The organism is Cyanobium sp. L1E-Cus, from assembly GCF_024345755.1.
GTDB classification, from domain to species: domain Bacteria; phylum Cyanobacteriota; class Cyanobacteriia; order PCC-6307; family Cyanobiaceae; genus Cyanobium_A; species Cyanobium_A usitatum.
Genome location: NZ_JAGQBS010000002.1, coordinates 458,316 through 479,111 on the forward strand (window position 1 = coordinate 458,316; position 20,796 = coordinate 479,111).

Genomic DNA, 20,796 nt, shown 5'->3' on the forward strand with positions numbered 1-20,796 from the left:
CACTAAATAGGGAATCTCAAATAGAAAAGATCAACTAGCCAGGTCCATCGGAGTTTTAGCCCTAACTCTCACTGCCAGCGGCCCGGCTGCGCAGCTGCCACAGCCGCAGCAGCGCCACCACTCCACAGACGAGCGCAATCTCCAACACCAGCTTGATCCCTCCGGCCCAGGGGGCCAGCAGACCCTCCAACTGGCCGTAAGCCTGGCCCATCTCCCTGCCCGCCAGGGTGAGCAAGGTGGTCCAGATCAGGCTGCCCGCTGTGGTCCAGGCGAGAAACTTCGCCTGGGGCATCAATTCAATGCCAGCCGGCACAGACACCAGGGTCCGCACCCCTGGGATCAGTCGTCCCCAGAACACCACCGCCGAGCCATGGCGGTTGAACCAGCGGCGGCTATTGGCTAGGTCATCTGGCTGGATGCCCAGCCAGCGGCCCCGGCTAGCCAGCCAGCCAGCGATCCGCTCCTCATTTATCCAGCGGCCGATGCCATACCAAAACCAGGCCCCCAGCACGGTGCCCACCAGTCCGGCAACCACCGTGGGGAGAAATTGCAGCCGGCCCGCATGCACCAGATAGCCCGCGTAAGGCATCAAAACTTCTGAGGGAATGGGCGGGATGAGATTTTCAAGCAGCATCACAAAAGCAACCGCTCCATAACCGAGCAGGGGGTTGGTCTCCACAGCGGCGCTGATCAGGTCTGGCAGCCCGTCGATCAACTGCTGAATCAAAGGGAAAATCCAGGCACAGAACTGTGATTAGGGTAGGCATCACAAACGCAACATCAGCCTGACCAGCCCACCCTGGAACGCTCTTAAGACGTGGCGCCAGCGCCTCACGGTGCCCCAATTCACGGTTGTCACCGGTGCCCTGGTGATTGCCGTAGGCACTGTGGTGCTTGCCAGCCCGCTCTGCTCCACCGATGACGTGGGGCTATGGCAAGCCCTGTTCACCGTGACCTCGGCAATCACGGTGACTGGCCTTTCGATCATTGATGTGAGCCGCGATTTGACTGCCTTCGGCCAGGTGACGTTGGCTGGATTGATCATCACCGGCGGCCTGGGGCTGATGGCGATCACCACCTTTTTGCAGGGCTTCGTGCAGGGACATTCGGGTCTGCGCCACAGGCTTGATAGGGGCCGCGCCCTGGATGAATTCGGGGTAGGCGGCATCGGCCCAACCTTCAACAGCATCCTGATCACGGGCTTCTGTGTGATGGGGCTGGGCACGGTGGTGCTCTACGCCTTCGGCTTCACCGACATCGCCAACCCGCTTGAGCGCTTCTGGGCTTCTCTTTTTCACTGCATTAGCGCTTACAACAACGCCGGCTTCGGCCTCTGGGGCGACAACCTGGTGCGCTACCGGGACAACCCGGTGGTGAATGGCGTGATCGCCTCGATGATCGTGGTGGGCGGCATCGGCTGGCGGGTGATCAACGACCTCTGGACCAACCGTGCTCGCCTGCAAGGGCTTCGCCGCCTCAGCCTGCATACCCGGCTGGTGCTGCGCAGCACGGCCTTGTTAATCGTGTTTGGGGCCCTGGGACTGATGTTCACCGAACAATTCGCCGCCGGTGGCGTAATCGAAAATCTGCAGTGGTGGCAGGATATTCAGGTCACGCTGTTCCAGTCGATCTCGGCGCGCACGGCAGGGTTCAACACCGTGCCGCTCTCGGTTAAGACCTTCTCGGATGCGGGCCTGCTGCTGCTGATCGTGCTGATGTTTATTGGTGCCAGCCCGGGCGGCACCGGCGGTGGCATCAAGACCACCACCTTCGCCACCTTGATGGGGGCTACCCGCTCCACCCTGCAAGGGCGCGAGGAGGTGGTGATCCATCGGCGCCAGATCCCTGACACCGTGGTGCTGCGTGCCGTGGGGGTCGCCATGGCATCAGCAATCTTCGTGATTTTGATGGCCCTGCTGCTGGGGATTGGCCCAACCACCTCCGGGGAGCCCACCCGCACCACCTTCAACTTCCTCGAAAAGCTGTTCACCTGCATGTCGGCCTTCGGCACCGTGGGCCTGGATCTGGGCGTTACCGCCCAGCTCAACCGTTGGGGCCAGCTGGTGCTGATGGTGGGCATGTTTGTAGGCAGACTGGGCATCCTGCTGCTCCTTTCGGCGATCTACGGCAGCCGGCCCCAACCCCGGGTGGGTTATCCGCGCGAAGAGATCTACATCTGAATTCCCTAAACAGGCTCACTCCATGACGAACTGGTGGCATTGGAATCCGTCTGAAGGCGCCATCAAAGGTGGCTTCGCTGTAATCGGAGTGGGGCGATTTGGCTCCGCCGTGTGTAGCGAACTGATCAAGGCCGGGGCTGAAGTGCTGGCGATCGATGCCAGCCAGCGGGCCATAGATGAGCTGCGTCAAATCGACCCCGCCATCGAGGCGCGGGTGGTGGACTGCACCGACGAGGAAGCCCTGCGGGCCGCTGGCGTACTCGACATGACCACCGTGGTGGTGGCCATGAGTGAGCCGATCGAGGCCAGTGTGACGGCCACTTTGATTGTTAAAGACAGCCCCGGCAGCAAGGTGACGCAGGTAATCGCCCGGGCCACCAGTGATCTGCACATGAAAATGCTGCAGCGGGTGGGCGCCGATCGGGTGGTTTTTCCTTCAAAGATGCAGGGCCACCGCCTAGGCATGGAACTGGTGCGGCCCAACCTGCTGGAGCGGCTGCGCCTCGACGACCGCAACAGCATCGAGGAGATCCGGGTGCCCCAGGCCTTCATCGGCCAGTCGCTGCGGGAGATCAACCTGCGCAAGAACTACAACGTGAGCGTGCTGGCCGCCGGACCTGACAACCAGCTCACGGTGAACCCGCCCGCCTCCCACGTGCTCGAGGCTGGCGAGCTGCTGGTGGTGATGGGCGCCAGTGAAGCCTTGGCCAAACTGCCTGGCAGCTGAAATGCGCTGGCGCGGCCCAAACCAGTCCCCACTTAAACCCCCTATCCCGATCAGGGTACCGTGGTTTAAGGTCTCTATGTTCGAGGGATATTTGTGGCCGACCTTCTGCAGGCCTCACTCCAGCCCGGGGCTCTCATCACCCTGGTGGTGCTGGCTCTCTCAATCGTGCTGTTTGTGTGGGGAGTGATCCCCCCAGAAGTCACGGGCCTGCTAGCGGTAGGTCTGCTGATGGCCACTGGGGTACTCAAACCGGGAGAAGCCCTCCAGGGCTTCGGCAGCCCGGCCCTGCTTACGGTGATGGCCCTGTTTGCGATTTCAGCGGGGCTGTTTCGTTCCGGTGCCCTCGATCGCCTGCGCGGCTTGATCGGCTCCGATGCGGTGCGTAGCCCCAAGCGCATGATTGTGTTGTTGTCGGCAGTGGTGGGGCCGGTATCGGCCTTTGTGCCCAACACCCCAATCGTGGCCTCGCTACTGCCGGTAGTGGAGGGCTGGTGCCACCGCCGCCGCATATCTCCCTCCAAGGTGCTGCTGCCCCTTTCGTTTGCCACGGTGCTGGGTGGCACCCTCACCCTGCTGGGCAGCTCTGTGAACCTGCTGGCCAGCGAAGTCAGCGAAAAGCTCGGCTATGGCGCCTTCGGCCTGTTCAGCTTCACAAAAATCGGCATCGGCGTCTGGCTCGTGGGCAGCCTGGTGATGGCCCTGCTATCAGATCGCTTGCTGCCAGATCGCGGCAGCGATGACGATGACCTAGCCCGCGATATAACCAGCAGTGGCTATCTCACCGAGGTGATGATTCCAGCCAGCTCGGAATTGATCGGCCAGTCGTTGCATGGCAGCCGGCTGCAACGACGCTTCGATGTCGATGTGCTCGAACTGCATCGGGGCCCAGAACGTTTCACCCCACCCCTCGCCGACCGCCCCCTGCAGCAGGGAGACCGGCTGCTGCTGCGCTGCACCCGGGCCGATCTACTGCGCCTTCAGCAGGAGCAAATGGTGGTGCTTGCTCCCACCCCCGACAGCCCAGACACCGCAGATACCATTTCTGGCAGCCAGCGCATGGTGGAGGTGTTGCTGCCTTCCGGATCGAGCCTGGCTGGTGGCTGCCTGCGCGACCTGCGTTTCCGCCAGCGCTACAACGCCACAGTGCTAGCCCTGCGCCGCGGAAACTCCGTGCTTAGGGAGCGCCTTGGCAAGGCGGTGCTGCGCGAGGGCGATGTGCTGCTGCTCCAGGGGCCCAAGGACGCCATTCGCGGTCTTCAAGCCAACAACGATCTGGTGGTGCTGGAACAGCTAGAAGACGACCTGCCCACGGTGAGCCGCAAGCGCCTGGCCCTGGTGATTGCCGTGCTGGCAATCCTGCTGCCGAGCTTGGGACTAATTCCCCTTGTGGCCTCAGTGCTGCTTGGCACCGTGGCGATGGTGGCCACAGGCTGCCTGCGCAGCGGTGAACTGCAGCGCTCAATCCGACTAGATGTAATCCTGCTGCTGGGATCCCTGGGCAGTTTCAGTGTGGCCCTTGAGAAAACAGGCCTGGCCGAAGCCATGGCCAAGGGACTGCTCAGCGGCCTAGATGACTGGCCCATCTACTGGGCAGTCGCGGCAGTGTTCCTGTTCACCACGCTGCTAACCGAGGTGATGAGCAATGCCGCCACAGTAGCCATGGTGATTCCGATCGCCGGCAAACTGGCCATAGGCCTTGGCATTGCGCCGATGGCGCTGATCTTCACCGTGCTGTTTGGGGCCAGCCAGAGCTTTTTAAGCCCGGTTGGTTATCAAACCAACCTGATGGTGTTTGGCCCCGGCCGCTATCGCTTTTTGGATGTGGCCCGCTACGGCTTCCCCCTCACCGTGGTGATGACCCTGCTGGTGCCCCTATTGGTTTGCCGCCAATTTAGGATCTAGGCGCAACTGGATCAAACACTTATTTCACCGCCAGTGGAATTTCTTGCTAATCCACTTCAAAAGCAGCCACAGCAATCCGCAAGCTGCCGCCACCAAAAGGATCCCAACCAGCACGCTGGTAAAGGGTTTGAGAGCAGCTGCAACGCCTGCGTAGCCAGCGCCAAGCGTCTGACCGGCAACAGTTAGCAGCAGTATCCAAATCAGACTGCCTGCCGTAGTCCAAATCAGAAACAAAGGCTGGGGCATCAACTCGATACCTGCCGGTAATGACACCAGCGTGCGGACCCCGGGGATAATCCGCCCCCAAAACACAACCGCTACTCCGTGGCGATTGAACCAGCGGCGGCTGCGGGCCAGGTCCGCAGGCCTCAAGCCAAACCAGCGGCCATGGTTTGCCAACCACTGCTCCAGCTGCTCCTCGTTGATTAGACGGCCGATTCCATACCAAAACCAAGCCCCGAGCACCGTTCCCAACAGGCCAGCCAGCACTACAGGAAACAGCTGCAGCCTTCCCTGCTGGATCAGAAAGCCTGCCAGCGGCATCACCACCTCCGAAGGAATAGGTGGCACCAGGTTTTCCAGCAACATCACCAGGGCAATTGCCCCATATCCCAGAAGCGGGTTAGCATCCACCGCCGCCAGGAGAAGCTGGGGGAGCTTCTCCATCAAGGCGGAAAGATCGGCCATCAATTCATTGCAGCAGGGGTATTAGCCCGGCGGCGGCTCCACCACTGCCGCAAAACCTTCTCAGCCTCGAGGTAGGTGAAGAACAACAGGCTCACCCCAACGCACACCATCAGATCGGCAAAGGCCAGGGGCTCTGTGCCAAAGAAACGGGACAGCCAGGGCACATAAAGCAGCAGCAATTGGAGGCCACTGGTGAACACCACCGCCCAGAGCAGCCAGGGATTACTGAAGGGGTTCACCTGCAACAAGGGGCGATCACTACGAGCCGACAGGGCATGACCCATTTGGGCCAGGCATAAGGTGGTGAACACCATGGTTTTCCAGGGGCCATCAACTCCCTGGGTGCGATATATCCACACCATCATGGCAATCGTCATTAAGCCGAACACCACACCAACTCGCACGATGTAGCGACCAATTCCCCTGGCAAAGATCGATTCACCCGGCCGAGCAGGGTCCCGGTCCATCAGGCCGGCCTCCGCCGGCTCGAGGGCCAGAGCTAGGGCCGGCACCCCGTCTGTAACCAGATTCATCCAGAGGATCTGCAAAGGAGTTAGAGGAACGCCAATCAGACCAATCAGGGGTGCCGCCGAAATCGTGACCAACTCGCCGACATTGCTACCCAAAATGTATTTAACGAAGCGGCGAATATTGGCGTACACCAGTCGCCCTTCCTCCACTGCGCTAACAATCGTGGCGAAGTTGTCATCCAAAAGCACCATGTCGGATGCCTCCTTGCTCACCTCCGTGCCAGTGATGCCCATGGCTACACCGATATGGGCTTGCTTAAGGGCAGGGGCGTCGTTAACCCCATCTCCCGTCATCGCTACCACCTGGCCATTGGCCTGCAGGGCCTTAACGATGCGCAGCTTCTGCTCAGGCGGCACCCGGGCATAGACACTGCAGCGAGCTACCACCGCGCGCAGCTCCTCATCACTGCAAGCTTCCAGTTCACGCCCCAGCACCACCTCACCATCAAGGGTGGTTAGACCAATTTTTGAACCAATGGCCCTGGCGGTGAGCGGGTGATCGCCAGTGATCATCACGGGCCGAATGCCAGCACCGCGGCAGATCGCCACCGCCTCAGTGACCTCGGGCCGTGCCGGATCCAGCTGGGCCATCAGGCCAATCAACACCAAACCAGAGAGGTCTTGGTCCGGACTGGAATGGTGGGGAGAACAGGCAAAGGCCAGCACCCGCAAACCAGAGGCCGCCAGGTCGCGGGCCTGATCGATCCACCACTGGAGCTGATTGGGGCTGAGCGCCACTACCCCGGAACCATCCAGCCAGCTGCTGCAGCTAGCCAGGATCACTTCAGGGGCACCCTTGCTGATCATCAGCTGACTGGAGCCTTCTGCCGCTGCCCCGAGGGGAGCCTGGAGGCTGCCATCGGGATCATTCACCCATACCGCCATCAACTGACGCTCTGAGCTGAAAGGAATCTCGGCCTTGCGGGCGTAGCGCTGCCTGAGCTCGAAATCGTCGAAACCAGCCTTACCAGCCACCACGGCCAAGGCTCCTTCCGTGGGGTCGCCAAGCACCTCCCAGGCCCCCTCTGCTCCTTGGCGCAACTCGGCATCACTGCAAAGCACACCGGCCTGCAGCAGCAGATTCTGCAAACCAGGATGGGCCCCGGCCAAGGGAGCCTCAGGTGCTGCCAGGAGCGCTGTCGTGAATTCGCCGGTGGGTTCGTAGCCCTGGCCACCCACCAGCACCGATTGATTGCCGAAGCGCAGCTCCTGAACAACCTGGCGATTTTGGGTGAGGGTACCGGTTTTGTCTGAGCAGATCACGGTGACAGAGCCCAAAGCCTCCACCGCTGGCAGACGCCGAATCAGGGCAGCACGCCGCACCATGCGCTGGGTGCCGATCGCCAGGGTGACGGTGATCACGGCCGGCAAGCCCTCGGGCACAATCGCCACCGCCATCGACAGGGAAACTTCGAGCAGGTCGAACGGGTCTTGACCCAGCAGCAACCCAAGGCCCACAACAATTGCCACCAGGGCCAGGGCTGTGCCAACCAGCACCTTGGCTAGACCATCGAGCCGCTCCTGCAGGGGGGTGGTCTCGCCGCCAGCGGTGTTGATCAGGGTGGCTATCTGACCCAGCTCAGTGGCCATGCCGGTAGAGGTCACTACCGCCACTCCCCTTCCCCGCACCACCTCGGTGCCCTGGAACATGCAGTTCTGGCGCTCCAGCATCGGTGTGGCTGAATCCAGCACCAGCTCGGCTCGCTTAAACACGGCCTCCGACTCACCAGTGAGGGCGGCTTCTCTCACTCCCAGATCAGCCGTCTCGAGTAGGCGCCCATCAGCCGGCACCCGATCGCCGGCTTCGAGGCGGATCAGGTCGCCCGGCACCAGCTCCTCACTCGACAACTTTTGCCACTGGCCATCGCGGCGCACCTGCACCTGGGGTTGGGACATATCGCGCAGTGCCAGCAGCGCCTTCTGGGCCCGGCTCTCCTGCAGATAGCCCAGTAGGCCATTGAGAGCAACGATCACCACAATCGCGATCGCATCCTTAGGGAACTTCTGCTCCACATAGGCCACGCCGGCGGAAACAGCAGCAACCGCCAGCAACATGATCAACATCACGTTGCTGAACTGGTCCCACAGGATCAACAAGTTGCTGCGACCAGCTGCAAGTTCAAGCCGGTTGGGGCCAGTAGCGGCCAGACGCCGGCTTGCCTCTGCCGTGCTCAGCCCAGCCTCCCCGCTCTGCAGCTCCTGCAGGCAGGATTGCCCATCGATGGCATGCCAGTTCTGGGGCATGGGAGTTGTCATGAAATCAGAAGTAGTTGGAATAGATGATTAGGGAGGACTCAGCTGATCTGGCTGAGGAACTGCTTACTGCGCTCATGGCGCGGGTTAGTAAAAAACTGCTGCGGCGGCGCCACCTCAACCACCTCGCCATCAGCCATAAGCACCACTCGGCTTGCAACCTTACGCGCAAAGCGCACCTCATGGCTTACCACCACCATGGTCATGCCGTCGCGGGCCAGCTCCTGCATAACTGCCAGCACCTCCTGCACCATCTCGGGATCTAGGGCACTGGTGGGCTCGTCAAACAACATGATGCGGGGCTCCATGCAAAGCGAGCGAGCAATCGCCACCCGCTGCTGCTGACCGCCGGAAAGCTGGCCTGGAAATTTGTGGGCCTGCTCGGCGATCCCAACCCGCTCCAACAACTCCAGGGCCTGGCGCTCCACCTCAGCTTTAGGGCGCTTGCGCACCTTCACCGGCGCCAGGGTGAGGTTGTCGAGCACCGTGAGGTGGGGAAACAAATTGAACTGCTGGAACACCATGCCAACCTCCCGGCGGATCGCATCTATGCGGCGCAAATCGTCGCTGATTTCAATGCCATCCACCACGATTGAGCCCTTCTGAAAATCCTCCATGGCATTGAAGGTGCGCAGGAAGGTGCTCTTACCTGAGCCCGACGGACCCATGATCACGACCACCTCGCCCTGGTGGACGCAAAGATCAACTCCCCGCAGGGCATGGAAGCCGTTGGGATACCACTTCTCGACCCCACGGGCCTCGATCATCAGGGCGGGGGAGCTGATCATGCCTGGGGCGCAGAGGGGGAATGGGGATTAAGGCGAGTTTCTAAGGCGCGACTGCCCAGCCCAAGGGCCGCGCAACAACTCCAAAACAAAATGGCGAGCACTAAGTACACCTCCGCGTTCTTACCAAGAAACATTGGGTTGGCCATCACCGTACGGGCGGTGCCGAGTAGGTCAAGCAGGCCGATCAAGGAGAGCAAGGTGGTGTCTTGCAGCAGGGATATGAATTGGCCCACCGTGGCTGGCAGAGCAACTCGTAGGGCTTGGGGAAGAACCACATGCACCAGAGCCAGAGGCACCGACAAGCCCAGGGAGCGGGCCGCCTCCAACTGACCCGCAGGCACCGCTACCAAACCTGATCGCACCGCCTCAGCCACATAGGCAGCAGCAAAGAAGGTGAGCACCCAGGCAGCCCGCCAAACCCGATCGGGAGCCAACCCCCCTGGCAGGAGGAAGCCGAGGATGTTCTGCCCCAGAAACAGCAGGGTAATAAGTGGTGCACCGCGGATGAACTCGATGTAGATCACCGAGCCCCAGCGCAGCAGCGGCAGCTCGCTACGGCGACCAAGGGCGAGCAGAACCCCTAAGGGAAAGCAGAGCAGAATGGCAAAAGTGGCCATCAACACCGTGAGCAGCAAGCCACCCCACTCAGAAGGCGGCACCTGGACCAGACCCAGGCCACCACTAATCAGCACCATCCCCACCAGGTAAAGCAAGGGCCAAAGCAGGGGAATCAGCCGGCGGAAAGCCTGGGGAATGGCTGGCCCGTAGCGCCCCGCCGCCCAGCGGGCCAGCAGCAACAGACCCGCAATCCCCCACCAACGCGCCTGGATGGCAAGGGTTAGCTGTAGGGCCATGGGCCGCCAGAGGGCGAGCACCCCCAGGATTGCGGCGGCCCAGCGGTCGTTGCGGGGCCAAAGAGCACGAACAGCACCGGAGCCGGGAAAAGCCCTCAACAGACCCCAACTCAGCCCAGTTGCCAGGGCCAGCAAGGTAGTGAGCAGCCATAGGCGCCACTGCTGCTCCACTGGATAGCGACCTACAGCAAACAGGGTGCTGTTGGCACTGAGCACGGCCCATTGGGCCTGGAATAGGGCCCAGCGGAAAAAGCCCAAGGCCGCTGCCAGCAGGGCGGCCAGCAGGGCGATTGAAATCAAGCCATCGAGTCGGCTGCCAAAGAGCTCCTTTTGCAATCTGCGCAAGGGACTCGCTCGCACCACCAGAGGAGCTGTACTTGCCATTTCAGCGTTCTCTCAGCTGCACCAAGCCATTCAGCCCGTTCATCAGGGCAGAAATCACGAGGTCGATCACTAAATAAGAACCCAACAAGATCAACATCACCTCAATGGCACGGCCGGTTTGATTCAGGGTCGTTTCCGAAACTGAATAGAGATCGGTGAAACCGCAGGCCACTGCCAGTGAGGAATTCTTGGCCAGTGAAATGTATTGGCTGTTGAGCCCCGGCACAATTACGCGCAAGGCTTGGGGCAAAACGATTCGCCGCAGGGTCAGCAGGGGCGGAAAACCCAATGAGGTGGCTGCCTCCCACTGTCCCTTGGGCACAGAGGCAATACCGCCGCGCACCACCTCGGCGATAAAGGCAGCGGTATAAACCACCAGCCCGGTGAGCAGGGCCCCAAATTCAACGGTGAAGCGCAGAGGGGCCTGCCAAACCCCATCTACCAATTCGGGGGAGCCTAAAAACAGTCCTGATTTAGCGAGCACTAGCCCCGGCAGTTGCAGAGCGTCACGGCCATTCGGCAAGGCCAAAAAAACTACGAAATACCAAAAGATCAGTTGCAGCAGCAGGGGAATATTGCGAATCACCTCCACATACACCCGAGCCAGTCTGCGCAGCAGCCCATTGCTGCTGAAAGAAGAAGTGCCTATAAGGGTGCCGAGGACAGTCGCACCCACCAAGCCTGCGATCACTACCCGCAGGGTGTTGACCAATCCCGCCAGCATGGCTCGCCAGTAGGGAAGGCTGGCATCAAACGGCAGGATTGTTTCAGCCAGATCAAATCCCGCTGGTTGCCCCAGCCAGCTCCAGCTGAGCAGCAGGCCCCGGGCGGTGAGGTTGAGCAGCAGGTTGGTGAGCAGAAATGCCACCACCACCCCAATTACCAGAGCCACCGCCCCCTGAACAAGCCAGGGTAGGTAGCGGCGGTTGCGCCACCAGGGGGTGACTTCAGATCGGCTCGTCATGGCAGTGTGCCGGCGCTAACGGAACTCACAGGAAGGGAGGCGAATACATCAAGCCCCCTTGACGCCATTGCTGATTCACACCTCGCTCCAGCTTGAGGGGCGATCCCGTGCCCACATTGCGCTCGAACACCTCGCCGTAGTTACCCACAGCCTTCACGGTCCGAACCACGAAATCGGCAGGCAACCCCAGCTGCTTGCCAAGATCGCCCTCCACTCCAAAAAAGCGGCGAAGCTGGGCAAGGTTTTTGTTTGCTTTGGCCTCAGCCACCTTTGCGTCGATGTTGGCGGCAGTGATGCCCATCTCCTCAGCCTGAATGAGGCTGTAAACGACCCAGCGCACGGCATCAGCCCAGGCCGGATCGGCATTAACAGTGGCAGGGTTGAGGGGCTCCTTGCTCAATACATCTGGAAGCAGGATGTGTTCAGAGGGCTTCGGGAAACCGGTTCGCTTTGCTGCTAGCTGGGAGCGATCGGTGGTGACGGCAACGCAGCGGCCCTGCAGATAGGCCGCGTAGGTCTGATCTCCCGACTGAAATTTGAGTGGGGTGTAGGTGGCATTGAGCTCCCGCATACGGTCGGCCAGGTTGAGTTCTGATGCCGTTCCGGTCTCCACGCAGATCGGCTTGCCGGCAACGTCCTTAAGGGATCGAATGCCGCTGGTGGCGGGCACCATCACGGCCTGGCCATCAAAGAAGGTGGTGGGGGCAAAGGCGAGAGCATTACCGCCAGGCGCATCGCGACTGAGGGTCATGGTGGTGTTGCGGGAAAGTAGGTCAACTTCACCGCTGCTCAGAGCCGCAAAGCGTTCGGTGGCACTGAGGTCGCGGTAAGTGACCTTGGCAGGATCCGATAAAACCGCAGCCGCTGTTGCCTTACAAATGTCTACGTCCAGGCCGCTGTAGCTGCCGTCAGGACTCACAAAACTGAAACCCGGCAGCTTGCCGTCCACACCACAGATCAAGCTACCCCGAGCCTTAATTGCGGCCATTTTCTGGCTTTGAACTCCACCCCCATCACTGGCGCAGCCCACCAGGGCCAGGGACGCGATCAGGGGTACGGCGGCAGTGAACCGGTGAAGCTGGACCATGGATAATTCCGCTGTCGGACCAGTGTTACATCAAGGGTAGGGTGGCGCCATTAATGCTATTGATCAGAGCTATGGCTAACCGTCAACAACGCCTCGAGTGGATATTTGAGCGTTGGCTGTGGCGCTTCCGGCTGATCGCGATTGTGCCGGTGGTGATGAGCCTGCTCAGTGCTGCAGCCGCATACCTTGCCGGCACCTTGGAGGTGCTTGGGGCCCTGAAAGCGCTGCTCAAAGGCTCAGGCGACACCAGTTACGCAATCGCCCTGCAGCTGGGCAAGTTGGTGGGAGGAGTCGACCTTTACTTGATCGGCATCGCCCTGATGATCTTTGGCTACGGGGTGTATGAGCTGCTGATCTCCAACATTGAAGCGGCGCACGAGGACGGCAAAGACGGCGGCAGCGGCCTGCTCGACATTCGCAGCCTCGATGACCTCAAGGAAAAGTTGGTAAAGGTGATCGTAGTGGCGTTGATAGTGTCGGCCTTCAAGGCCATGTTGGTCTTCCCAATCCATAGCACCACCAACCTGCTGGTATTCAGCGGCAGCGTGTTGTTGTTGGCCCTGAGCGCCTGGCTGGTGGCAGGCGGCAAAAAAGCCCGCCACTCCTAGGTGATTGCAAAGAGGGATTCAAGAGGGCTTGCACACCACCGCATGCCAAGAGGCTCATGCGTGCCGTTGATGACGCCAGCGCAGGGTTTGCCACACGAGAAACACAAACACCAGCGGCAGGATTGCCACTAGGGCCACAAATCTGAACTCATCAACTGCTGATGTGACCGTATTAGTAAGCACCTGCTCCACCAGATAAAGGCCGTAGAGACCTACCAAGATTCCACCTTCAAGGCGGCTGATCACGCCATGACTCCAGAAAATCGGCAAGCAAGCCAGGGTGGTGAGCACCATGATTGGGAAATCGCGGTTCACCATCACCGGATCCACCGTGAGGCCCTGGCCACCGGAAGCCACACCGCAAAGCCCAAGGATCACCAGCTGGTTGAGCAGGTTGCTGCCCACCACGTTGCCGATTGCCAGGTCTGCCTTGCCGCGATAAGCAGCCACAAGTGAGGTAACTAATTCCGGCATCGAGGTGCCGGCGGCCACAATCGTGAGGCCAATAACTGTTTGGCTGACGCCCAAGCCCACGGCAGCGGCGGTGGCCCCCTTCACCAAGATCTGGGATCCAACCACGAGCAACACAAGGCCGCCAGCCAATTTGGCCCCAGCTACAGCCGGTGTAGCCCGATCGTTTTCGTCAATATCATCACCTTCATCAGGATTTTCACCGGCAGTGCGCATCTCCCAAACGATGTTGATCACCGTGCCGACCAGCAGGGCCAAACCGGCCTGCCAAGTGAGCCGGCCACCGGAGGCCATGCCCCACACCGCCATCGACACACCAAGCAGCAATGGCACATCGCGGCGTACCAACCGGCTCTTAACTCGCAGCGGCACCACCAGGGCGCTGAGCCCAAGCACAACCAGCACGTTGAAAATGTTGCTGCCAACGATGTTGCTAACGGCGATATCATCGCCGCCTTGAATCGTAGAGATCAAGCTCACGAACAGCTCTGGGGCGCTGGTGCCGAGAGACACCACCGTGAGCCCGATCACGATCTGGGGAATGCCAAACAACAGGGCCACGGCCGTGGACCCACCCACAAACAATTCGCCGCCACCAAATAGCAGCACGATGCCAACGATGATTTCGATGGCGCTGGGCAAAAGGGGCATCGGTGAAGGGCTGCCAAGGAATCGATATGGGGATTCTGTACGGTCACCCGCCGAAAGGGCTCAATCCAGGGGCTGCGACCTACGCTTTGCCTTGATTTCGGGCAGACATTCAGAGTGATTGATCCGGACGCCACAACATCCGCAGCTGGCTCCGGCCAGCCCGACGAGCTCGAAAGTCTCTTTACCTTTCTGGGCCAGATTCAGAAGGATTCTGCCCTGCGCGACCAGCTAAACGAAGTGATAACGGCTCCCGATGTGGTGGCCATAGCCGCCGACCAGGGCTTCAGCTTCCAAGCCTCCACATTGCTGGGACTGTTCGAGCGCTGCAATGAAGCACCTCTGGCGCGCCAGGGGCTGATGGACGAAAAGTTGATTCGTGTCTATCTGCAGCGGCAGCGCCTGCAGTCCCCATGACTGCAACCAAGCTCCAAGATCTGCTTGGTCTCTGGCAGCAGCAGGTCAAGGCCTGGGGTTAGGTATGGAGCCGTTGGCTCTGACCGCTTTGGCTGAGGCCCGAGCCCAGGGCGATTTCAGTGGTCTGCCAAAGGTGGAGTTGATGGCAGACGACGAATTGCCAGGGGCCCGCAGCCATTTTTCAGCAAGCAGCCAAACGGTATTTCTCAACACCCTCTGGCTTGCTGGTTCTGACCAAGACGCCGTACTGCATGAGTTGACGGTGCGCTGGGGCGAGCATCTTGATGTGCTGTTAAACACCTCCGACACCCCTGGAGACGAGGGCAGCCACTTTGCGGCCCTGCTCAGCGCTGGCCGAGCAACTCCTCCCAAGTGAGCGGTTGGGCGCTGGGACGTCCTTGGGGACGGGAGTGCAGCGGGCAGCTGGGATAGCTGGTGCGGCTTGAGCGGGATGGGGAAGGGGAAACAACAAACATGGAAAAGTGAATCGATATGGATCTCGCACCGAAGGATTGCCATTCCCCTAAGGGGAATTCACACGGAGCAATCGCTAAGCAGAACAATCAAACTGGACTGAGCTGACTTGGCAGACAGATCTGACTTGTCAGACTGATCGGCCGTCCCCAGGAAGCGCAGGGGATGCATGGTGCTGGTTCTGGCGTGCGCAAGCTCTTAGAGCTAGCCGGCTTCTGCCAGACCCCTCAACCATAACCCGAAAGCAGGTACCCCTTCGCTTGAGCGATTCAAATAATGGGTTTGAGCAACAAAGCACCCACGAACAGGGCCGTATAGATGCTGAGCAGCAGCAAACCCTGGTACCAGGTCAGGGAATCCCCTTCCGTGACCCAGTGCACTGCAAAGGCGGTGGCCCCAAGGCAGGCCAGGGCCTGGGGCGGGAAGGTGAGGTGCAAGAAACGCCCCATCAGCGGTCCGAGCAGCACCAGAACGGGCAATACGAACAACATCAACTGGACGCTGGATTCGACGGTGCTGGCCATCGCCAGGGCCATGCGACCTCTACTGGCCGCCCGAAAGGCGACCAGAGCTTCTGGAATTGCCGAAAACAACGGCAACAACAACATGCCCACAAATAGGGGGGTGACCGCACTGCCTTTGACCAGATCTTCAAGTCCAGCTACCAAGTGCTCCGAAACCCCGGCAATGGCCAGGGCCACCAAAACCAGCACCCCCATAATTGCCAGAAGGGACCCCTGGGACTCGCTAGTAGCACTTGCTTCTGCCAGCTCCCGCTCAACAGTAAAGAGCCCCCGATGGGTACCCAGTTGATATAGGTAGGAAAGCAGATAAGCCACCATCACAATCACCGCCACAATCAGGGAGTAGACGGCAAATAGATCAAATGTGTTGCTGCCCTCGGTGATCGGGTGCATCGAGTCCCAGAAGAAGATCGAGGGGACCGACATCAAAATCACGCTTATCAGCAACTGGCGGGTGCTCAGGCCACGACTGTGGCGATTGAGATCCACCACCAACTCACGCCGGCCAGCCACGATCGTGCTGACACCGAGCACCAACAGGCTGTTGGTGATGACGGCACCAGCGATGCTCAACACCACCAGGTCGTAGAGGCCGCTTTTCAAGGCCGTCAAGGCGATTACCAGCTCAAGCAAATTGCCCAGGGTGACGTTCAACAGCCCTCCCAACCGCTCACCAACGCGGTGCACAAGGCGATCGACCAGCTCAGCTGTGATCTGGGCCAGAGGGATCAGGGCGAGGCCGCAAAGCAGGAAATAGGGGAGCTTGAAAGGGCCCGCCGCCTCAGGCGGCACCACAATCGCAACAGCGCTCACCAGCAGCAGCAGCTTCCAGCGACCACTCAAAACCTCTCGAATCAGCACGAGGCAAGTCCAACCAAAATCAATGGGGGCAGGGGGACTTGAACCCCCACAACGTTGCCGTCTGCGGATTTTAAGTCCGCTGCGTCTACCAATTCCGCCATGCCCCCTGCCTGGCCATCCTAAATTGGTGGCAACACGAAGGTTTGCCGTGCAGCTGCCCGGGTTTCTTCAATCCGTTTCGCCTGATCTACTGCTGGTGCTGGTGGCCTATGCCCTGATCGCAGGCGCCTATCTAGTGGCCGTGCCCCTGCTGCTTTACGCCTGGATGATCAAGCGTTGGACGGTGATGGGCAAGCTCGAGCGCTTTGGGGTCTACGGACTGGTGTTTCTGTTTTTCCCAGGTCTGATTTTGTTTGCACCCTTCATCAACCTGCGCATGGCAGGCCAGGGCAACGTGCTCTCATGACCAACGGACGGGCCCTGCTGCTGGCCCTAGGGGTCTTTGGCTTGGGCGGGGGTGGTTATTGGCTGTTTCAGGCCGGGGGATTTGAGGGCTTTTCTGCTGGTATCGCCGCCTCTGCCCTGCTGATGGTGCTGGTACTCGCCTGGACGGGCAGCTACCTATTTCGGGTGGTCACAGGCAAAATGACTTTTATCCAGCAGCGGCGCCAATACCGCGAGGCCTACGACGCCTTCACCACTGAAGCCCTGCAGCGCAAATTTGACGCCCTCAGCCCCGAAGAGCAGGAGCGTCTACTGCGCGAAACGGGCCAGCTGCCAGATGCTCCCCAGGGCGAGGCATAGGCTCACTGGCCGAAGCCCTTCTAGCTGCTGTGTCTGCCGCCCCCACCCAAATCCAGCAGCGTTTCAGCTCCCTTCGCCAACGTGGACGTTGCGCCCTGATGCCGTTTTTGATGGCGGGCGATCCGGATCTGACCCACACCCGGGCAAGCCTGCTGGCCTTGCAGGCCAACGGCGCCGACCTGGTGGAGCTAGGCATTCCCTACAGCGATCCCTTGGCCGATGGGCCGGTGATCCAGGCCGCTGCCAGCCGAGCCCTGAAAGCTCGCACCACTCCAGCCGGGGTGCTGGAGATGCTCAGCTCCCTCAAGGGTGAACTGACCATGCCGGTGGTGCTGTTCACCTACAGCAACCCCTTGCTCAACCGCGGCATGGAGGCCTTCTGTGTCGCCGCGGCCGCCGCCGGAGCCGCCGGCTTGGTGGTGCCCGACCTACCCCTTGAAGAGGCCGAGAAACTCTCAGCAATCGCAGCAGCTGCCGGCCTCGATCTGGTGCTGCTAGTGGCGCCCACCACGCCAGCCGAGCGCATGGGAAGAATCCATCAGGCCAGCCGCGGCTTCACCTACCTGGTGAGCGTCACCGGCGTGACCGGGGTGCGCACAAACCTTGAGTCCCGGGTGGGCGATCTGGTGGGCCAGCTCAAGACCCTGGGAGATACGCCAATCGCCGTGGGCTTTGGCATTTCCGGCCCCGAGCAAGCCCGTCAGGTGCGCGACTGGGGCGCCGATGGAGCAATTGTGGGCAGTGCCCTAGTGAAAGTGATGTCGGCCGCCCATGGCCAGCAGGGCGACGTTGCCGCCGCGGCCGGGCGCTTCTGCGCCGAGTTGCGGGCCGGGCTCGACGCTTAAGCCCCTCATGCTGTTTTCCCCCGCCTGCGAGCGCAACAAAGGGCCGATCCTGGCTGTGCTTAAAGAGTGGCTGCCTGCCCACGCCCAAGTACTTGAGATCGGCTCAGGCAGCGGCCAGCACGCAGCTTTCTTCTGCCAGCAGATCGCAGGCCTCAGCTGGCAGGCCAGTGAACGCCAAGAGAGCCTCACGGATCTGCAGGCCCAGCTGGAGGCCCTGAGCCCCACGCTGCCAGCCGCCATCGCCCTTGATGTCACGGACGCTGGGCAGTGGCCAAGCCAGAGCTTCGATGCTGTATTCAGTGCCAATACGGCTCACATCATGTCGGCCGCGGCCGTAACCCACTTATTAGCTGGAGCCTCGCGGGTGTTGCGGCCTAGCGGGCTGCTGCTGCTCTACGGCCCCTTCCACGACGGCGGCATACACACTGCCGCCAGCAACGCCGCCTTCGACCAGCACCTGCGCAGTCTCGATCCAGCCATGGGGGTGCGTGATGCCATTGAGCTGGTGCAACAAGCCCAAAACCTCGGTCTCGACCTCCTAGCCGATCTGCCCCTGCCGGCCAACAATCGAATGCTGGTGCTGGAGCGTCCTACGCCCGCCAGCTGTAGCCAGTAGGAGGCGCAGGCCGCTGAACAGCCGATCGAGGGCCTCAGCCAGATCCGCAGCGTCGAGCAGGCCGTAGCTGAGCCGCAACACCGGCCCAGCGTCGCTGGAATCCAGCCCAAAGCTGCCGCCGCTCAGGGTCGCCACCCGGTGCTCGAGCACCAGCCGCCGCATCAGCGTGTCCGCAGAGAACGGCAACGGCACAGCAACTTGCAGCAGGGCGTAGAAGGCCCCATCGGGCTGGGCCAGCAAACGCACGGGCAAGCCCTGGGCCTGCTGCTCTGCCACGGCAGCCAGCAGCTGCAGGCGCAGCTTCGCCAGGGCTGCGATGCGGGGCGCGCACCAGGCCGGACCGGCAGCTAGGGCGGCCCGGGCGGCGTGCTGGGTGAGTCGGGGCGGACAGATCAGCACCGTGTCCTGCACCTTCAACAAGGAAGGCAGCAGCGCCTGCGGTACGGCCATGTAGCCCAACCGCCAGCCCGCCAGGCCATAGGCCTTCGAGAGCGAGTGCAGCGACACGGTGTGGGCGGCGCTGCCCGGCAGGGAACCGGCGCTCCAGTGGGGCTCGTCGCCGTAGACGAACTGCTCGTAGGCCTCATCGCTGATGTGAAACAGGCCGTGCAACGCACAGAGTTGGTTGATCGCCGCCAACACCTGGGCCGGAATCACCACGCCACTGGGGTTATTTGGCGACACGGTGACGATGGCCCTGGTGCGCGGGGTGATTGCCGCCTCCAACCGCTCTGGATCGGGTATCAGGCCCGCCTGCACCGGGACTGGCACCGCACCGGCCAGCTGCACCGCCATCACGTGGTTGAAATAAAAGGGCACAGGCAGGATCACCTCGCTGGGTTCCCCTGGGGAACCCGCTGCGATCACTTGTGCTACCGCGTTGAAAGCCATGTTGCTGCCGGCTGTGACCAGCAGCTCAGCCCCTATGAGATCGAGGTCGTTCTGGTTGGTGAGCTTGGCGGTGATTACCGCCAGCAGCTCTGGATCACCCAGGAGTGGCCCGTAACGGTGCAGCGCTGGCCCCCCGGTCGCCAGGGCCTCGGCCACGGCAAGGGCTACGCCCGGTGGCGGATCCCAGCCCACCATTCCCTGGGCCAGCGACAGGGTGCCGGGGGTCTGGTGCACCAGGGCCGCCAGCTCAGGAATGATTGGGCTGAGTACCTTGGCCAAGCGCTGGCTTGGGCCCGGTAGGGGGTAAGCGGGATCGCTCACTGCCCTAAGGGTCAAGGGTTGTATTTGGCAGTTGACTGCTTCACGCAGGTCGCCTTGGCTTGATCCAAGCTTTGGCCTTTGCCGTAGCCGTCGGCAATGCAGCCACAGGTCTCGCTGACCATGCCAGCAGGGGGTGTTTTGCCTGCCTTCTTGAAGTCATCCTGCATGGCGCTGGAGCATTTGCCAACGATGATCTGCTTGATCATGTTGGCTTGGGCAGGAGCCGCGAAAAAGGCAGCACTAGCAAGAACGAGACAGGAGCGCAGCACGTGAATTGGGAAACTTGTCAAACCCTTCTTAACACCATTGATCGGCACCCAGAAAGCCGGTAACCCCGTAATGTCAGGCCGCGATCACTCTCAACACCATGCGCTTCGTGCTCTGGGGTACCTACTGCGATGACGCCCTCGAAAAGCGCGGCCCCTATCGGGAAGAGCACCTAGCCGGACTGCAGGGCCTTAAGGACGCCGGCACCCTGATCACCCTGGGCCCCACCGAAGGCAGCACCCATGTGTTCGGGATCTACGAGGCCGATAGCAAAGAGCAAATTGAGGTCCTGGTTAAGGCAGATGTCTACTGGCGCAATGGCATCTGGACTGAGGTGCAGGTGTATCCCTGGATCCAAGCCTTCTGAAGCAACTTCATCCCTTGGGCCAATCCAGCTGGGCCTGCTGCCACACGTAGGCAGCCACCGCCTCTGCTCCCCCATCCCCAAGCACGGCTGCATAGCCAGACATCTGGCCCTGGCCGGCGGCGGCAATTACGGCGATCCGCTCCGGAGCATCGATGCCATTGCGCTCTAGGGCCGCCAGGTGCAAGTTTTTACCGCGGCGAATGATGTTGCCGCCATTTACGTGGCAGCCAGCGCAATGGTTAGCAAATAGCTCTGCCCCATCCGCCGCAGGGGCCGCCCAAGCCGGCTCTGCGCTGATGACCAGCGCCGCCATCACCACGGCTAACAACACCAATCTGGCCAACCCCAACCCCCGCAACAGCTTCTGAAGCACCGTGGGAATCCTG

23 protein-coding genes and 1 tRNA gene are annotated in these 20,796 nt (G+C 61.1%); 11 read left to right on the forward strand and 13 right to left on the reverse strand.

Translation table 11 applies throughout. The features are described from left to right. Positions 1-61: 61 nt before the first annotated feature. Complete coding sequence (locus KBZ22_RS02490) at positions 62-724, reverse strand: DedA family protein (RefSeq protein WP_396111555.1); 663 nt, start codon at positions 722-724, stop codon at positions 62-64. A 112-nt stretch (positions 725-836) separates the two neighbouring features. Here KBZ22_RS02490 and KBZ22_RS02495 point away from each other — a divergent pair, with 112 nt between their 5' ends. From KBZ22_RS02495 to KBZ22_RS02505, 3 genes are all read left to right on the forward strand, one after another. Beyond that, entirely contained in the window at positions 837-2,180 is a 1,344-nt protein-coding gene (locus tag KBZ22_RS02495) for a TrkH family potassium uptake protein (RefSeq protein WP_396111515.1), read from the forward strand. A gap of 22 nt (positions 2,181-2,202) precedes the next feature. Beyond that, entirely contained in the window at positions 2,203-2,907 is a 705-nt protein-coding gene (locus KBZ22_RS02500) for a TrkA family potassium uptake protein (RefSeq protein ID WP_254941361.1), read from the forward strand. A 93-nt stretch (positions 2,908-3,000) separates the two neighbouring features. Then, positions 3,001-4,809, forward strand: coding sequence for an SLC13 family permease (locus KBZ22_RS02505; protein ID WP_254941362.1), 1,809 nt, complete (start codon positions 3,001-3,003; stop codon positions 4,807-4,809). A 24-nt stretch (positions 4,810-4,833) separates the two neighbouring features. Here KBZ22_RS02505 and KBZ22_RS02510 read toward each other — a convergent pair whose 3' ends face one another. The 6 genes from KBZ22_RS02510 to KBZ22_RS02535 are packed head-to-tail and all read right to left on the reverse strand — an operon-like array spanning position 4,834 to position 12,356. Beyond that, a complete protein-coding gene (locus tag KBZ22_RS02510; protein ID WP_254941363.1) occupies positions 4,834-5,496 on the reverse strand; it encodes a DedA family protein in 663 nt (220 codons plus the stop codon). Beyond that, on the reverse strand, positions 5,496-8,282 hold the full coding sequence (locus tag KBZ22_RS02515; protein ID WP_255020883.1) for a cation-transporting P-type ATPase: 2,787 nt from the start codon (positions 8,280-8,282) through the stop codon (positions 5,496-5,498). Before KBZ22_RS02515 ends, KBZ22_RS02510 begins: the two co-directional genes overlap by 1 nt. Positions 8,283-8,320: 38 nt before the next feature. After that, positions 8,321-9,067: an amino acid ABC transporter ATP-binding protein gene (locus tag KBZ22_RS02520; RefSeq protein WP_106502866.1), complete on the reverse strand. Its 747-nt coding sequence runs from the start codon at positions 9,065-9,067 to the stop codon at positions 8,321-8,323. Then, positions 9,064-10,257, reverse strand: coding sequence for an amino acid ABC transporter permease (locus tag KBZ22_RS02525; RefSeq protein ID WP_255020884.1), 1,194 nt, complete (start codon positions 10,255-10,257; stop codon positions 9,064-9,066). The genes KBZ22_RS02520 and KBZ22_RS02525 overlap by 4 nt, the downstream gene beginning before the upstream one ends. Before the next feature lie 49 nt (positions 10,258-10,306). Further along, positions 10,307-11,269, reverse strand: a complete 963-nt coding sequence (locus tag KBZ22_RS02530) for an ABC transporter permease subunit (RefSeq protein ID WP_255020885.1) — start codon at positions 11,267-11,269, stop codon at positions 10,307-10,309. A 25-nt stretch (positions 11,270-11,294) separates the two neighbouring features. Next, complete coding sequence (locus tag KBZ22_RS02535; RefSeq protein ID WP_106502863.1) at positions 11,295-12,356, reverse strand: amino acid ABC transporter substrate-binding protein; 1,062 nt, start codon at positions 12,354-12,356, stop codon at positions 11,295-11,297. A 71-nt stretch (positions 12,357-12,427) separates the two neighbouring features. Here KBZ22_RS02535 and KBZ22_RS02540 point away from each other — a divergent pair, with 71 nt between their 5' ends. Next, complete coding sequence (locus tag KBZ22_RS02540) at positions 12,428-12,964, forward strand: YqhA family protein (protein WP_254941366.1); 537 nt, start codon at positions 12,428-12,430, stop codon at positions 12,962-12,964. 54 nt (positions 12,965-13,018) lie between these two features. On the opposite strand, the gene KBZ22_RS02545 is transcribed toward KBZ22_RS02540, so the two are convergent. Next, a complete protein-coding gene (locus KBZ22_RS02545; protein ID WP_254941367.1) occupies positions 13,019-14,086 on the reverse strand; it encodes a calcium/sodium antiporter in 1,068 nt (355 codons plus the stop codon). Between the two features lie 114 nt (positions 14,087-14,200). Between KBZ22_RS02545 and KBZ22_RS02550 the strand changes: the two genes are divergently transcribed. After that, a complete protein-coding gene (locus tag KBZ22_RS02550; RefSeq protein WP_254941368.1) occupies positions 14,201-14,500 on the forward strand; it encodes a Nif11-like leader peptide family natural product precursor in 300 nt (99 codons plus the stop codon). 73 nt (positions 14,501-14,573) lie between these two features. After that, the gene (locus KBZ22_RS02555) at positions 14,574-14,876 is read left to right on the forward strand and encodes a hypothetical protein (RefSeq protein WP_254941369.1); all 303 of its coding nucleotides are present in this window, start codon (positions 14,574-14,576) and stop codon (positions 14,874-14,876) included. Positions 14,877-15,243: 367 nt separating this feature from the next. Here KBZ22_RS02555 and KBZ22_RS02560 read toward each other — a convergent pair whose 3' ends face one another. Next, the gene (locus tag KBZ22_RS02560; RefSeq protein ID WP_254941377.1) at positions 15,244-16,359 is read right to left on the reverse strand and encodes a calcium:proton antiporter; all 1,116 of its coding nucleotides are present in this window, start codon (positions 16,357-16,359) and stop codon (positions 15,244-15,246) included. Positions 16,360-16,382: 23 nt separating this feature from the next. Then, positions 16,383-16,466: transfer RNA gene (locus KBZ22_RS02565), tRNA-Leu, on the reverse strand. A 41-nt stretch (positions 16,467-16,507) separates the two neighbouring features. On the opposite strand from KBZ22_RS02565, the gene KBZ22_RS02570 reads away from it, so the two are divergent. Genes KBZ22_RS02570 through KBZ22_RS02585 form a run of 4 tightly spaced genes read left to right on the forward strand, consistent with a single transcriptional unit; the run spans position 16,508 to position 18,564 of the window. Continuing rightward, a complete protein-coding gene (locus KBZ22_RS02570; protein ID WP_254941772.1) occupies positions 16,508-16,765 on the forward strand; it encodes an NAD(P)H-quinone oxidoreductase subunit L in 258 nt (85 codons plus the stop codon). Then, positions 16,762-17,103 carry a DUF3007 family protein gene (locus tag KBZ22_RS02575; RefSeq protein ID WP_254936496.1) on the forward strand — a complete coding sequence of 114 codons (342 nt, stop codon included), beginning with the start codon at positions 16,762-16,764 and terminating at the stop codon, positions 17,101-17,103. The genes KBZ22_RS02570 and KBZ22_RS02575 overlap by 4 nt, the downstream gene beginning before the upstream one ends. A 29-nt stretch (positions 17,104-17,132) precedes the next feature. Next, the gene (gene trpA, locus KBZ22_RS02580) at positions 17,133-17,948 is read left to right on the forward strand and encodes a tryptophan synthase subunit alpha (protein ID WP_255020886.1); all 816 of its coding nucleotides are present in this window, start codon (positions 17,133-17,135) and stop codon (positions 17,946-17,948) included. Between the two features lie 7 nt (positions 17,949-17,955). Next, the gene (locus tag KBZ22_RS02585; protein ID WP_255020887.1) at positions 17,956-18,564 is read left to right on the forward strand and encodes a DUF938 domain-containing protein; all 609 of its coding nucleotides are present in this window, start codon (positions 17,956-17,958) and stop codon (positions 18,562-18,564) included. On the opposite strand, the gene KBZ22_RS02590 is transcribed toward KBZ22_RS02585, so the two are convergent. Beyond that, positions 18,487-19,791: an aminotransferase class I/II-fold pyridoxal phosphate-dependent enzyme gene (locus KBZ22_RS02590; RefSeq protein ID WP_255020888.1), complete on the reverse strand. Its 1,305-nt coding sequence runs from the start codon at positions 19,789-19,791 to the stop codon at positions 18,487-18,489. The two genes, KBZ22_RS02585 and KBZ22_RS02590, sit on opposite strands and share 78 nt — an antisense overlap. Continuing rightward, positions 19,788-19,982 (reverse strand): hypothetical protein, encoded by a 195-nt coding sequence (locus KBZ22_RS02595; protein ID WP_255020889.1) that lies wholly within the window; start codon positions 19,980-19,982, stop codon positions 19,788-19,790. The genes KBZ22_RS02590 and KBZ22_RS02595 overlap by 4 nt, the downstream gene beginning before the upstream one ends. Before the next feature lie 161 nt (positions 19,983-20,143). Between KBZ22_RS02595 and KBZ22_RS02600 the strand changes: the two genes are divergently transcribed. Continuing rightward, a complete protein-coding gene (locus tag KBZ22_RS02600) occupies positions 20,144-20,410 on the forward strand; it encodes a YciI family protein (RefSeq protein WP_255020890.1) in 267 nt (88 codons plus the stop codon). Positions 20,411-20,417: 7 nt separating this feature from the next. Here KBZ22_RS02600 and KBZ22_RS02605 read toward each other — a convergent pair whose 3' ends face one another. Next, complete coding sequence (locus tag KBZ22_RS02605; protein WP_255020959.1) at positions 20,418-20,723, reverse strand: c-type cytochrome; 306 nt, start codon at positions 20,721-20,723, stop codon at positions 20,418-20,420. Between the last annotated feature and the right edge of the window lie 73 nt (positions 20,724-20,796).